Source organism: Vibrio sp. Vb0888, assembly GCF_033338835.1.
Lineage (GTDB): Bacteria > Pseudomonadota > Gammaproteobacteria > Enterobacterales > Vibrionaceae > Vibrio > Vibrio alginolyticus.
Genome location: NZ_JAWOTL010000013.1, coordinates 58,502 through 71,364 on the forward strand (window position 1 = coordinate 58,502; position 12,863 = coordinate 71,364).

Annotated in this window: 15 protein-coding genes; 2 read left to right on the forward strand and 13 right to left on the reverse strand. The window is 45.8% G+C overall.

Going from position 1 to position 12,863, the window contains the following annotated elements; all coding sequences use genetic code 11:
* Positions 1–59 precede the first annotated feature (59 nt).
* The 13 genes from R7P72_RS17320 to sctW all read right to left on the reverse strand — a co-directional run bounded on the left by R7P72_RS17320 (position 60) and on the right by sctW (position 10,897).
* Positions 60–1,031: a TAXI family TRAP transporter solute-binding subunit gene (locus R7P72_RS17320; protein ID WP_005377264.1), complete on the reverse strand. Its 972-nt coding sequence runs from the start codon at positions 1,029–1,031 to the stop codon at positions 60–62.
* Positions 1,032–1,234: 203 nt separating this feature from the next.
* Positions 1,235–2,239, reverse strand: a complete 1,005-nt coding sequence (vopD, locus tag R7P72_RS17325; protein WP_047102689.1) for a type III secretion system translocon subunit VopD — start codon at positions 2,237–2,239, stop codon at positions 1,235–1,237.
* A gap of 10 nt (positions 2,240–2,249) precedes the next feature.
* Complete coding sequence (gene vopB, locus R7P72_RS17330) at positions 2,250–3,449, reverse strand: type III secretion system translocon subunit VopB (RefSeq protein ID WP_005377260.1); 1,200 nt, start codon at positions 3,447–3,449, stop codon at positions 2,250–2,252.
* A gap of 7 nt (positions 3,450–3,456) precedes the next feature.
* Entirely contained in the window at positions 3,457–3,942 is a 486-nt protein-coding gene (gene vcrH, locus R7P72_RS17335; protein ID WP_005377258.1) for a SycD/LcrH family type III secretion system chaperone VcrH, read from the reverse strand.
* 12 nt (positions 3,943–3,954) lie between these two features.
* Positions 3,955–5,778: a virulence-associated V antigen gene (locus R7P72_RS17340; RefSeq protein ID WP_281418509.1), complete on the reverse strand. Its 1,824-nt coding sequence runs from the start codon at positions 5,776–5,778 to the stop codon at positions 3,955–3,957.
* A 10-nt stretch (positions 5,779–5,788) separates the two neighbouring features.
* Positions 5,789–6,073: an LcrG family type III secretion system chaperone gene (locus R7P72_RS17345; RefSeq protein WP_054867031.1), complete on the reverse strand. Its 285-nt coding sequence runs from the start codon at positions 6,071–6,073 to the stop codon at positions 5,789–5,791.
* Between the two features lie 60 nt (positions 6,074–6,133).
* Positions 6,134–6,547, reverse strand: coding sequence for an LcrR family type III secretion system chaperone (locus R7P72_RS17350; protein ID WP_053304394.1), 414 nt, complete (start codon positions 6,545–6,547; stop codon positions 6,134–6,136).
* Positions 6,547–8,673, reverse strand: coding sequence for a SctV family type III secretion system export apparatus subunit VcrD (gene vcrD / locus R7P72_RS17355; RefSeq protein WP_285437661.1), 2,127 nt, complete (start codon positions 8,671–8,673; stop codon positions 6,547–6,549). Before vcrD ends, R7P72_RS17350 begins: the two co-directional genes overlap by 1 nt.
* Positions 8,657–8,998 carry a type III secretion system chaperone VscY gene (gene vscY / locus R7P72_RS17360; RefSeq protein WP_171343278.1) on the reverse strand — a complete coding sequence of 114 codons (342 nt, stop codon included), beginning with the start codon at positions 8,996–8,998 and terminating at the stop codon, positions 8,657–8,659. The genes vcrD and vscY overlap by 17 nt, the downstream gene beginning before the upstream one ends.
* 5 nt (positions 8,999–9,003) lie before the next feature.
* Positions 9,004–9,381 carry a type III secretion system protein VscX gene (vscX, locus tag R7P72_RS17365; RefSeq protein WP_005377246.1) on the reverse strand — a complete coding sequence of 126 codons (378 nt, stop codon included), beginning with the start codon at positions 9,379–9,381 and terminating at the stop codon, positions 9,004–9,006.
* Positions 9,378–9,752, reverse strand: coding sequence for a type III secretion chaperone SycN (gene sycN / locus R7P72_RS17370; RefSeq protein WP_213880594.1), 375 nt, complete (start codon positions 9,750–9,752; stop codon positions 9,378–9,380). Before sycN ends, vscX begins: the two co-directional genes overlap by 4 nt.
* A complete protein-coding gene (locus R7P72_RS17375; protein ID WP_005377239.1) occupies positions 9,739–10,023 on the reverse strand; it encodes a TyeA family type III secretion system gatekeeper subunit in 285 nt (94 codons plus the stop codon). The genes sycN and R7P72_RS17375 overlap by 14 nt, the downstream gene beginning before the upstream one ends.
* On the reverse strand, positions 10,004–10,897 hold the full coding sequence (sctW, locus tag R7P72_RS17380; protein ID WP_017821331.1) for a type III secretion system gatekeeper subunit SctW: 894 nt from the start codon (positions 10,895–10,897) through the stop codon (positions 10,004–10,006). Before sctW ends, R7P72_RS17375 begins: the two co-directional genes overlap by 20 nt.
* A 185-nt stretch (positions 10,898–11,082) precedes the next feature.
* Here sctW and vscN point away from each other — a divergent pair, with 185 nt between their 5' ends.
* The gene (vscN, locus tag R7P72_RS17385; protein ID WP_054575030.1) at positions 11,083–12,405 is read left to right on the forward strand and encodes a SctN family type III secretion system ATPase VscN; all 1,323 of its coding nucleotides are present in this window, start codon (positions 11,083–11,085) and stop codon (positions 12,403–12,405) included.
* Positions 12,402–12,863 carry a type III secretion protein gene (locus R7P72_RS17390; protein ID WP_042523778.1) on the forward strand — a complete coding sequence of 154 codons (462 nt, stop codon included), beginning with the start codon at positions 12,402–12,404 and terminating at the stop codon, positions 12,861–12,863. Before vscN ends, R7P72_RS17390 begins: the two co-directional genes overlap by 4 nt.

Below are 12,863 nucleotides of genomic sequence, written 5' to 3' on the forward strand. Positions count from 1 at the left end.
ACGAGTGGCATTGATCGAGAAAGATGGCGTTTTACATCAATAATAAGAGAGGGTAACGCTTACTTAATCAGCCCTACTTCTTTGTAGTATTTGAGCGCACCTGGGTGAAGAGGCGCAGATAAACCGTCTTTTACCATTTCCTCTTTCTTCAAGTTTGCAAACGCTGGGTGGAGACGGCGGAAATCATCGAAGTTTTCAAATACCGCTTTAACCACGTTATAAACCACATCTTCTGGTACCGCAGTAGAAGAAACAAACGTCGCGCCCACACCAAAGGTTTGAACATCACTATCTGTGCCACGATACATACCACCTGGGACATTTGCGACACGATAGAAGCTGTTGTCTGCAACCAGTTTTTCTACATTAGGTCCAGCTACCGTTACGATATTACTATCACACGACGTAGTGGCTTCTTTAATCGCTCCACTTGGGTGACCAACGGTATAAATCATCGCATCAATTTTGTTATCACAAAGTGCTTTTGATTGCTCTGCTGCTTTTAACTCAGAGACAAGCTTAAAGTCGTCGTTACTCCAACCATACTGGTTCATTAGCACTTCCATAGTACCTCGCTGACCAGAACCAGGATTACCAATGTTAACGCGCTTACCTTTCAAATCATCAAAAGTTTTGATGTTCGCGTCTTTACGTGCAACGACAGTAAACGGTTCTGGATGAACGGAGAAGACGGCGCGTAGCTCTTTAAAAGGCCCGCTTTCTTCAAACTTACTGGTTCCTTTGTAAGCATGATACTGCCAGTCTGATTGCGCGATACCGAGGTCCAATTCACCAGCACGAATAGTGTTGATGTTATAAATCGATCCCCCAGTACTTTCTACCGAACAACGGATACCGTGCTCTTCTCGCGATTTGTTAACCAAGCGACAAATAGCGCCACCAGTCGGATAATAAACCCCTGTTACGCCACCGGTACCAATCGTGACAAACGTTTCCTCCGCAGACGCAGAAAAGCCTGTTGTGAGTGCAGCCAAAGAAGCCGCAAGTGCGATTTGCTTAAACTTAAACATTGAACATCCCTTTTACTTGTGTTGATGACCGTTTAAGTATAGCAATCGTTAACAATTTGATAACGTTTAAGTTCTCATCCTTGGAGGTTGATTTATAGATATACTTTTTTATCAACTTAACCTACTGATAAATAGCATTTAGACTTGAATCCCATAAAAAAAGCGTTGTATAAACAACGCTTTGTAGTTAGTGAAACGGATGGTTACACCGTTGGGACTGATGCTCGCCACGCTTGGTTCTGGCTATCTGAGATAGATCGGAACAAGTCACGTAGCTCTTTCAATAAGCCTTCTTGGAAACCAATGTTTTCATCGGCTTTCTGTTTGGCTGCTTGTGCGCGAGTCGCTTGTACTTCATCATCTTTGCTGCGCGCTTGCGCTTTGGTTTGCTCTACATTCGATGCTGAGTTTGCCATCTGGCCCAAAGCTTGAAGAATAGCGTTCTTCGCTTGGTTTGAGCTCATCAACTTATCGAACTTACGGCCACCACTTGTCAGCTGCGCTGTCGTGTCTGCGATATTGTCTTTCGCTAGTGAGTGCGCACGCTTAACCTGATCTTGCTGCGTTTTAGACAAGCTATTGTTATTTAATAACTCTTCTGCTTGATCGAAGCCAGCTTTTTGCGTTTTCAGTACATTATTGCTCGCCATTTCATTCTTGATTTCTTTCCCTGCTTTGAAAGAACCAAGGGCACCAATAATTGCGGTAGCACCCGCTAATACACCCGAAACGACTGCCATCGCGATCATTGCGCTTGCCGAGTTGTTGAGTTCTGCCGCTTGGCTTTCTAAACTCGCGACGTTTGCTTCAACAGCAATTTCACGTTGTAGCACTTGCTGCTCACGGCTCAGCTTTGATACTTGATACAACAATGTTAATAGCGTCAACGATTGTGATACCGCATCTGATGGTGACTTGATCACCTCCTCACCGTTAAGCGCTTTCATCGTTGTGCTCATTAATGAGCTCACCGTCGGTGCAAGAGCGCTCATTAGGTTTGCAACAACTTGAGCTTGGTTACTCACTGTAGGAGCTTTAGGTGTCTCTAACTGGTAGCGTGCTGCACCAGAAACACCTGACTCACTTTGGCTTTTAACGGCGCCCGCTTCAAGCTTTGTTTCCGGCGCTTTTTCTGCTTTGTTGGTTTTTATGGTATCGCCTAAACCGTATAGTTCACCACGACCCATTCCGCCTACTTTATCTAGCATAATAAACTCCTTATACCGTTGCAGGACGGCTTAACACCGTTTGCATAGTTTCACTTTTCGCTTGAATCATTTGCATGATGAGGCTCATCAACTCTTGGAAGTCTTCCATCAACTTACCAATCTCTTCTTTGAGCTTATCAATGACAGCCTGGCTTAACGTCATTTTGGCTCGAAGGTCTGTGATATCAGCCTGAATCTCTGTCACGTGAGCATTGTTAGCAGCATGGACACTGTCCGTTGCGCCTTTACCCACGTTGACGGCGAGATCAACGGTTTCTGCGCCATAACGAATCGCTTTCGCTGTTGTTGTCGCAGCTTTTGTGCCCATATCCGCCACTTTCGCCATGTTTGCAGCGGCTTTCGTAGCGATTTCCGTGACCTTTTGAGCTACCTTACCAGCACCTTTCGCTGCAAGTTTCGCGATACCGCCAGCTGCTGCACCACCAAACGTCACAACAGCTCCGATAACCGCGACGGCGATTTCTAATGCCATTACGACTTTGTTTAACACATCGACATTTACGCCCGCTTCTTTTAGCGCATCTTGAACGGCTGGCTCTTGCAACGCCATGCTCACTGCTCCCATGACGCCACCAGCGATCATAAGTGCACCGGCTGCTGCACCGACACCCGTTGCCACCATTACGGCACCAACAACAATAGAAACCACCGCACTGATCCAACCAAAGATCTTCGCTGCTAAGCCTGATTTTTGGGCTTCTTTTGCAGCGGCTTCCGATTCTTTGATTTTGTCTTGGTTTTCCACCATCTCTTTTTCGTGCTTAGCTTTTGCGACCTTCACTTCCTGAATTTTCAGCTCGTTTTGAGCACTTTTCAGTTTATCCGTGATAGCAGCAAGCTCTACTTCAAAATCATCAGCAGATCCTGCGATGATTTTGACGGCAATCGAACCTGTTTGGTCTGCAACTGCATGGAGAGATTTTGCAATGGTATCGACGATCTTTTGCAGCTGTGCCATGGCTTTTAGCGTCAAATCATTCACTTTGTCACTAACAGCTGCGTTAGGTGCATCTAACTGAACTTTTACTTTTCCGGTGTTCAGTACATCTGCATCTTTACTCTTCACGTTTTCTACCGTCACAGAAGGCGTCGCTGTAGACGCCGTTTTCTGCACGTTATCTAACGTGGCTTGGCCAGATTCAGGGCTATAAACCTGTGTCTGGATGCGGTCAAGTGCAATAGAACTCATAGTCTAATTACTCCTTTTTATTTCTCACCGCTTCTAACATGATGCCTGCACGCTCATGCAAATCTGCATATTGTGATTTTCCGGCAGACATCTCCTTCGCGCTGTAAAACCCACTCTCTGCTTCTGTCAGTTGTTCCAGTTTAAGGTGACATTCAGCAGAGTGAAAAGGTGGGCGTGGATCATTTACGTCCACTAGCGCTGCGTAGCTGTAGGCGTCTATTGCCTGCAGATACTCACCCAACTCCTGACGAGCCGCGCCAAGGCCAATGAAAAATCGCGCCTGATAATGATCAAGCATGCTGAGTAATTGAAATACTTTCGCTGCTTGCTCAATCTTTCCCGATTGGAAAAAGTTGTAACCTACGGCATAAATATGTTCGATGGTGTCCTGAGACACATCGTGCAACATTTTTAGCGTGCCTCCCTCTTCCAGAAAAGACAGCAGCTCTTCTGCTTGCATTTGGGATGGATCGGTCGCGTTTGTTTTAGTCATGGTTGGTTATCCTTAAATGGCTCGTAGGATTTCTTGTAAAATACTGTGGTACTTCTGAACAAACTTGTTCATCGCTTCAACGGTCGAGTTGTATTGAGAACTGGTGTCGTTCAGCTCAGTGGTTTTGATTTGCACTTCATCGTTAAGCAACTTGGATTTAGCACTGACAGAACTAGAAAAATTAGACAGTTTTTTCGACTTCTCTTCGTCTTGGTACGACGCACCATCACCGATAGTAATACCTTGTGTTTGAAGGAAGTCTCGATGGTTTGTTATCTTATTATCCGTCAAATACTTGTACTCAGGTGAAGCTTCAAAATCCGTTTGATTGCTGTAGTTAAAGTCACTCGCTTTGAAGTTACTTTCTGGATATCCCGGTTTATAAACCCCATCAACACTTTGCGTAGAGTGAATTTTTGATTGCACAACACCAAAAACTTTAAGCTGTATTGTGAGATCCTCTAATGCCTCTTTCTGGTCATTACGTTTCTCTAAACGGTTAACACGACGCTCATTTAGTGCAAGCAGCACTTGCTCATCAAAACGGTCTCCAATGCTGGACTCAACAACGGCCAACAAATCACGAGCCGTTAGAGAGTGCTCTGCTCTCACCTCGCGATCCGCTTTCTCTTTATCGGTGATATTGAGTAGACGCTCTTTCAATGCCCCTAAGTTCTTGCGCAATGCCTCGTATCGCTCAGTAAATGAAGCCCCGGTAGATTCACCTTTTACTATTTTTTCAAACTGTAATCGGATATCTCGTTCGGTGTTTTCTTTGATCAAATTAACTTGAGCTGCCGTTATTTGTGTCTTTTGGACATCGGCTATCGCGCTGTCCTGGTAAAAGTCGTCGATTTCTATATTTGTTAAACTCACCGCGAAGTTGGCGAACAGACTAGAAAGGGTCAAAGGCTCAGTTCCACCAATGACAGTATTAAGTGCTGCTTTTAGATTGTTCGTTCCACTCGCCTCGCCATAAGCTGCGCTATATTGGCCTTTCACTTGAGCGGCCATTTCATCTAACGCTTCTTTAAGCTGCTGTTTAGAAATACCAGGAGTCCAGGTAATTCTGCTAGCTAGCGAACTTGCGTCATCGGTGCTTAAAGTAATACCGATGCCTTGAAAACTACTTTTTAATTGAGCTGAGACTTGAAGAGCGAAACTCTCTTTAGTCAACAGAAAATCCGAGCTCTTCAGCTGCGCGAGATTAACGGAACCTAGGCTACTAAAGGCATTGCGAAGAAAAGAAATAGAAGCATCTCTCACTTCACGGGAGCCCATTTGATTAGCAAGCACTGCAACAAAAAGAGAAATTTCTTTGGTGGCGTTAGCCAGACCTGTCTCGGAGAGGTTGGCGATCTGCTCCGCTTGGTTACCCTGAGTGCCCAGATTAAATTGACTAACAAACTCAGTAGATAACGAGCTATCTACGTTTTCCGTCAGTAACTTACTAAACCAAGCCTGAAACTGATTTGATAGCGTTTGGTTTGTTTGAGCATTAAACTCGGCTGCGGTTAATTCGCCATCTGAGTTAGCACTTTGTAGCGACTTTATCCAAACAGATGCGGTGTCGGTCAATGATATATCAGCAAACGCGTTATTTTTCGCTTTTAGGTTTTCAAGTGTATCAACATAAAGCGCGATGCTTTGTGATTCCGTTTGTCCCGAGATAGTTGGCAATGAAGAGATTAGAGAGGCAAGTTGCTGAGTCTCTGCTTCACCCAGTACAGGGGTAAATGCCTCTATCAAGTTTTGTTGGAAAGTGGGTAATGGTGCACTACTCGCAGCTGTGTCTGTTGCTCCTGTCGTAGAGCCAGTCGTTTTCATATTCTTCATTTCCAAACCTCTAAATCATCATGCCGCGCATCACTGTGGGACGCTTTCTGCGTTTACCTGACGTACCTTGTAGCTGATTTTGTTGTTGCCGGCGGCGCTGGACTTCGTCTATTAGCTCTTGCTCTGCACGTTTCATGGTATTTACTGGCGCTTTTATGCCGCCAAGTAAAACATCACCCGCAACAGGACCAACACCTAAGCCTTCCAATAGCTCGTTAAAAATATCGGTTCTGTCTTCAGCTTTTCTAATGGCAAGCTCAGCGTTCTCAATCGCATCGGTAAACGGTTGCTTCATCTTGATTCCTATCTTAAAGCGGGTCATCTCATCGGTGCTGTCAGTAACAGTCGTGAGTTTTTACTTTTTCAACTTTTTCAAAGGTCTATAATCTGCTAGGCGTAAACAGTACCAGTCGTCTAGCTCATCATGGCTTGCACCGCATGCTTTTAGATAGAACTGTGCCAATCGCTGGCTGCTCATGTTGCTACCACGTAACACATCGACGTTGCCGCGAATGACCCAATCGGAGGGATAAAGTTGAATGGCATGTTCAGCCAAGAGAAATAAGCCGGCAAAGGGGTTACTCAACCCCAATTTGGGACGAACGCGTTTCAGAAGAACGATGATGATTTCACCGTCCTCCACCCGAAAAACGAGCTCTAAGCCTTCAACTTCAATTCGATAACCAAGTTGAATTTCACTTTGTTGCCAAAAGTATGGCGTCACTTCGATCCCCGCTTGCGCCAGCGAGAGTATTAGTTTTGTTTTCATTACATCCCCACCCTTCCAAGTGGCTGAATATTGATTTGCTGGGTTAGTTCTTGAAATGACAAAACGGGCAGATCGTAGTATTCCGATTCAATAAGCTTTCGCACATATCGGCGTACATCCATAGACACAACTAGCACAGGTTTATTCGGCATGCGGCTTAAGTCACCAATGGTCTGTTTCACATCACTGACAAATTGTTGCGTTACTGACGGATCTAACGCCAAGTAACTCCCTGCTGAGGTTTGACGAATACCGCTGCGTATTGTGTCTTCGAGATTTTGATCCAATAAGTAAGCGGGCAACATGTTTTGTCCGCTTGCGTATTTGTAGCAAATGTAACGTTTTAAGCTGGAACGAATGTACTCCGTCAGCTGTACAACATCTTTCTCTTTTTGGCCCCACTCAACCATCGCTTCCAAGATCACGCGAAGGTTTCGGATAGAAATGTCTTCAGAAACCAAGCGTTGCAAGATTTCCGTCATTTTTTGCAACGGAACAATACGCTGGGCCTCTTTGACTAGCTCCGAATAACTGCCTTCCATCTGCTCCAACAGATAACGCGTCTCCTGAATACCAATAAAGTCTTGTGCGTACTCCTTGAGAACATGAGACAAGTGGTACGTTAAAATCCTGTCGGGTGTGAGAAAACCGACATGACTGGCTACGAGTTTTTGCTCATAACTCTGTGCCACCCAAATGCTAGAAATACCGGGTAGAAAATCTTCATCTTGCTCATAAGGCACGCCTAATAAGTCGATCTGCTCATTCCCTTCTGTCACCAAGAGTTGGTCTTTTACAATTCGTCCTCGTGCAACCGGAACTTCTTGTAACTGAATTAAATATTCGCCATTTTGCATCCCCTCGTTAAAACGCAGGTGGATACCCGGGAAAGGCACGCCGAGGTCGAGATATAGTGCGCGCCTCACCCTTGCTAGCTCTTCATTTAATGCGACCGCTTCCAAGCTTTCCTGAAGGCTCGCGTCAAGATCAATCAACAGCGGGACCGTCATGGCGAACTCTTCTTGCTCACCTAACTTACCTTTACTGTTTCTAGAAGGCGTAGGTTTGCTTGGCTTCGCTGCTGGCGAACCGGCCCCTTGCGAAACAAAGCTTGATAAGTCGGTGCTATCTGATTCAGCTTGTTTTTTCTGTTGATAGAAAAGGAAGAAACCACCACCACCAACCACGGCGGCCAAGACCAGAAAAGTGATTTTTGGAAACCCAGGGATGAGTGCGAACAGCACCAAAAGCACACCACCAATAAGAAGCGCACGTGGCTGAGCAATCACCTGCCCACCAATATCCGATCCAAGATCAGAAGAGTCTTCATGAGAAACACGCGTCACGATAATACCGGCGGTAATCGCGATAAAGAGTGCCGGGATCTGCGATACTAAACCATCGCCAACGGTCAAAATCGCAAATAACTCAAGTGCTTCAGAAGCACTCATGCCTTTTTGCGTTACCCCGATCGTGACGCCACCTAAGATGTTGACCACAATGATGACCAGACCCGCAATGGAGTCGCCTTTAACGAACTTCATCGCGCCATCCATCGAGCCATACATTTGGCTTTCTTTTTCAATCATCGATCGTCGGTGCCTAGCTTCGTGTACGTCAATTACTCCAGCACGCATGTCACCGTCAATACTCATCTGCTTACCAGGCATCGCATCGAGTGAGAAGCGCGCACTAACTTCTGCTACCCTCTCTGAGCCTTTGGTGATCACCATAAACTGAACAATGGTAATGATCAGGAACACAACGATACCGACCACTAAGTTACCGCCCACAACGAAGTTACCGAATGTATAAACGATTTGACCAGCATCGCCTTGTAGCAAGATCAAACGGGTTGTCGTGATAGATAAAGACAGACGAAACAATGTCGTGATCAATAGCACTGCAGGAAATGCAGAGAACTCAAGTGGCGTGGTGATGTAAATCGCTAACATAAGCAGCACCACCGCAATGCTCATGTTGGTGCCAATCAGCACATCCACCAGTGCGGTAGGAAGTGGCAATATCATCATAAAGACGATCGCGAGTAACATCACCGCAAGCATGATGTCTTTGCGTTGCCCTACTTTGTTTAGAATATCGATCAACTTATTCATGTGATTCACTATTTAAAGATTGCAGATAGCGTCGGTGCGCTTGACGGGCGCCATCGACGTCATTTTGTTTCCAACGCGCTTGGCTTAAACAAAACCAGAGTCCTGCCGAGTCAGGATGAAGGTCGGATTTTAATAAGTGCTCACACACCTCAATCGCCCGGGTATATCGACCACTTTGTAAACACGCCACAGCAAGTGTTTGCATCGCCTCTTTGTGCTGCGGTTCTACTTCTAGAACCGCATCGAGAATAGAAATGGCATGCTCTGGCTTTTGGTATTGAACTTGTAGCGCAGCGTGAACAAGTAAGAGTTCAATGTCTTTGGATCTCAACATGTTGGTTAGACCTGGATAAGGAGATTGAGCGCCATAGTGAGGTAACGCTGATCAAGTTGTGTACTTTGTAGCGTTTCAGATGCTTTGATAAAAGAAGCGGAGCCTGAATCCTGTGCAAGAACTTGCAGCTGAGCTAACGTTTCATCAAATTGTTGACGGTATTTTTCTGGACGCAACAACTCTGAGTGCAGCAGCTTGGGCTTAGTTAACGCGATGAGATATTGGTCTGAAGGCCGGAGGTCATAGAGCTTCTCTAAATGTGTAGCGACCGCCTGACCATCAGGAAGCAATTGAAATCGCTCTGGGAAATCGGCCTTAACTTCACTATGAGTAACATGCGTAAAGGCTTCGATGCCTACGTTTAAAGTGCTGACTCGAGTCATGAGCCTGCCACATCGTTATGTAGACGAGCCAAAAGCGTAAACGCTTGCTCTAAGGTCGGAAGTGTTACTTCTTCTCCATTTAGCCTTGCTGAAAAAACCAGAGTTTGTTCATCTAACAAGCCGGTTTTAATTTCGAAAGGCCAGCCTTGATCGGCATGACACAAACACAGTGCACTTTGAATCATGTCACTGATTTGATGCCAAGGTAACGCTCGAGACAACATCAAGAATAACTGCTCACCCTGTCGCTCAATATGCAGCGTACCACTTTGCTCAAAATCCAGCTGCACCCGTCCAGCTGATGAGAAATCGACGGCATCGAGCCCCATTCCTCGGCAAAATTCATCGACGGATGCATCAATCCAACTCATCTTCCCACGCTTCCTCTTCTTCTATATCAATGGCTTCGTCTAGCGCCTTTTGTACCGCTTGGATTAAATTCTGTCGTTGTTCTTCATCGGCGAATACGTCAATTGGGATTGCGCGAACTAACTTATGGAACTCTCGAAAAAAATCGATTTTTTGTTCTACCGCCGTCAATTCCATTGCGTTGGCGACTTTCCATATCTCATCACTGCTTACCCATCGCTGCTCTACCAACGCAATCACATCAGCCATCAAATTAGAAACTTGATAAGCCATAATTCGTCCTTTCCGGTTTAAACATTTGGAACAGTTGACTTACACGATCTTGCAACGTATTTAGAGTTTTGAGTTTTTGCATATCGGACATCAACCACTGCAACTTAACCGAATCGATACTGCTACCTTGAACACTAAGATCTGCACTCATGCCTTGCAGCATAAAGTCAACAGCGGTCGATACCTCCTGCTCACCAAAGCGCGCCACCACATCTTGATAAGCAGCGCCGAGCCCTTGATAACTATGAACGGTATCGCGGTAGAAGCCGCGCAGCTGATGCAAAGAGCTAAACTCTTGCTCTTGGCTGTATTCATCAGCAAAATTTGAGACCCGGATTTCCGTATCAATTTGAGACCATGTATCTGGGTTTTGCTCGATTCTTAGAAGTGCTTGGTCAATCAGCGCTAGTAGGTGTTTACTTTCTGGACTCGCACTCAAAAACTTTTTCACGGCTTTTAACGCAAGGTATTGATGGCTTTTCTCCTCGGAAAACCCATTCAAGTAGGCTTGTAATTGCGCGATGGTCGAGATATTTCCTCCCGCCATTTTTGTAGCCAAATCTTTGATCTTTTGATTCTTTTCAAGATCAGGGACTTTTCTTAAATAGTCCGAAACGAGTTCATGTGCTTCATTAACTCGAACACCACTGTCTTTCACTTTGCGCTTGGTCAGATCTTTCTCTGCTTTTTCGGAACCGAGTGAAGTGAGTTCTTCCATCGCATCAAAAAGTGATTGTGTGGCATTGTGAACACGGACGGTTTCACCGCGATAATTGCCTTTTTGTGAAACGTCGGGGCGAGACGATTCCAACCCGTTTTGGATAGACGCATCAAACTTTGGATTTGTTGCGATATGATTGTTGATAATACTCATTCACTTGCACTCCTTCCGCACAATACAGGCGAATTATAGGAAGTGCGCTTTGTTGAAGCTGTCAAAATCAGACGTGTTTTTTTAGTGCGCTTTCAGTTTTCTAAAAACTCCCGACTGATATTCACTATAAATTGATTCTTATACTTTCTATTCTCTCAGCATCAATCATTGCGCATATTTTTACCTTGAACGATTTCTCATACATCACTGATATCCAACAATCTGCGATTAAACACACGCGTTTGATCCAAATTCGCGGGCGCGTTACACAAGTCACCGGCACCATTATCAAAGCTGTCGTCCCTGGCGTTCGTGTAGGTGAACTGTGTGAGTTGCGTAATCCCGATCAAACTCTGTCTTTGTTAGCGGAAGTGGTTGGCTTCCAGCAGCATCACGCTTTGCTCACCCCGTTAGGAAATATGTTTGGGATTTCCTCAAATACAGAAGTAAGCCCAATGGGCAAAATGCACGAAGTGGGTGTTGGCGACCACCTGTTAGGTACAACGCTTGACGGGCTTGGGCGTCCTTTCGATGGTACGCAGAGTCAGGAACCAAGTGCTTGGTATCCTGTTTATCGCGATGCGCCACCACCAATGCAACGTAAACTGATTGAAAAGCCAATCTCTCTTGGCGTTCGATCCATTGATGGGCTACTGACCTGTGGTGAAGGTCAGCGCATGGGTATTTTTGCAGCGGCTGGCGGGGGTAAAAGTACCCTACTGGCAAAACTGATTCGCTCCGCAGAAGTTGACGTGACCGTTCTCGCCTTAATTGGTGAACGTGGACGCGAAGTGCGCGAGTTTATTGAGCATGACCTAGGCGAAGAAGGAATGGCCAAATCGGTTTTAGTGGTCGCTACCTCTGATCGCCCAGCAATGGAGCGCGCCAAAGCCGCCTTTGTTGCCACTTCTATCGCAGAATATTTTCGTGACCAAGGTAAACGCGTGCTACTGCTGATGGATTCTGTAACGCGTTTCGCCCGCGCACAGAGGGAGATTGGACTAGCCGCAGGCGAGCCACCAACACGACGTGGCTATCCGCCTTCTGTTTTTGCCGCTTTGCCAAAGCTGATGGAACGAGCTGGACAATCAGACAAAGGATCAATTACGGCACTGTACACCGTGTTGGTGGAAGGTGACGACATGACGGAGCCTGTCGCGGATGAAACTCGCTCAATTTTAGACGGGCACATCATTCTCTCGCGCAAACTTGCGGCAATGAACCATTATCCCGCCATTGATGTACTTCGCTCAGCAAGCCGAGTGATGAATCAAATCGTTGAATCCGATCATCAGGCGTCTGCTGCTCATATTCGCGAAATGTTAGCTAAGTATGAAGAAGTTGAACTGCTAATCAAAATTGGCGAATACCAACATGGCGCAGATAGCCGAGCGGATATGGCCATTGCACAAAGTGATGATATACGCGCCTTTTTACGCCAAGGCACTCATGAACCAAGCGATCTTGATGGCGCTATCGCTCAACTTAAAGGGATGGCGAAACAATGATAGAACGCTTATTAGAAATCAAAAAAATTCGCGCTGAACGTGCGGATAAAGCCGTCAAGCGTCAAGAATACCGAGTGTCAAACGCCGCAGCACAGGTTCAAAAGGCCGAACGTTCTGTCGCGGACTATCACGTTTGGCGCCAGGAAGAAGAAGAGCGACGTTTTGCTAAAGCAAAACAACAAACACTCGTTCTCAAAGAGCTAGAAACATTAAGACAAGAAATCGCGTTGTTAAGAGAGAGAGAAGCCGAACTTAAACAACGTGTGGCCGAGTCAAAAAAAGCGCTTGAAATCGAACGCTCGGCACTTAAAGAAAAGCAAAAAGAGGCGCGACAAGCCCATAAAACCAAAGAAAAATTCGTTCAGTTGCAGCAACAAGAAGTCGCGGAAAAATCGCGAGAAAGGCAATACCAAGAAGAACTCGAACAGGAAGAGTTTCGCACTGTCGACATTATCTAA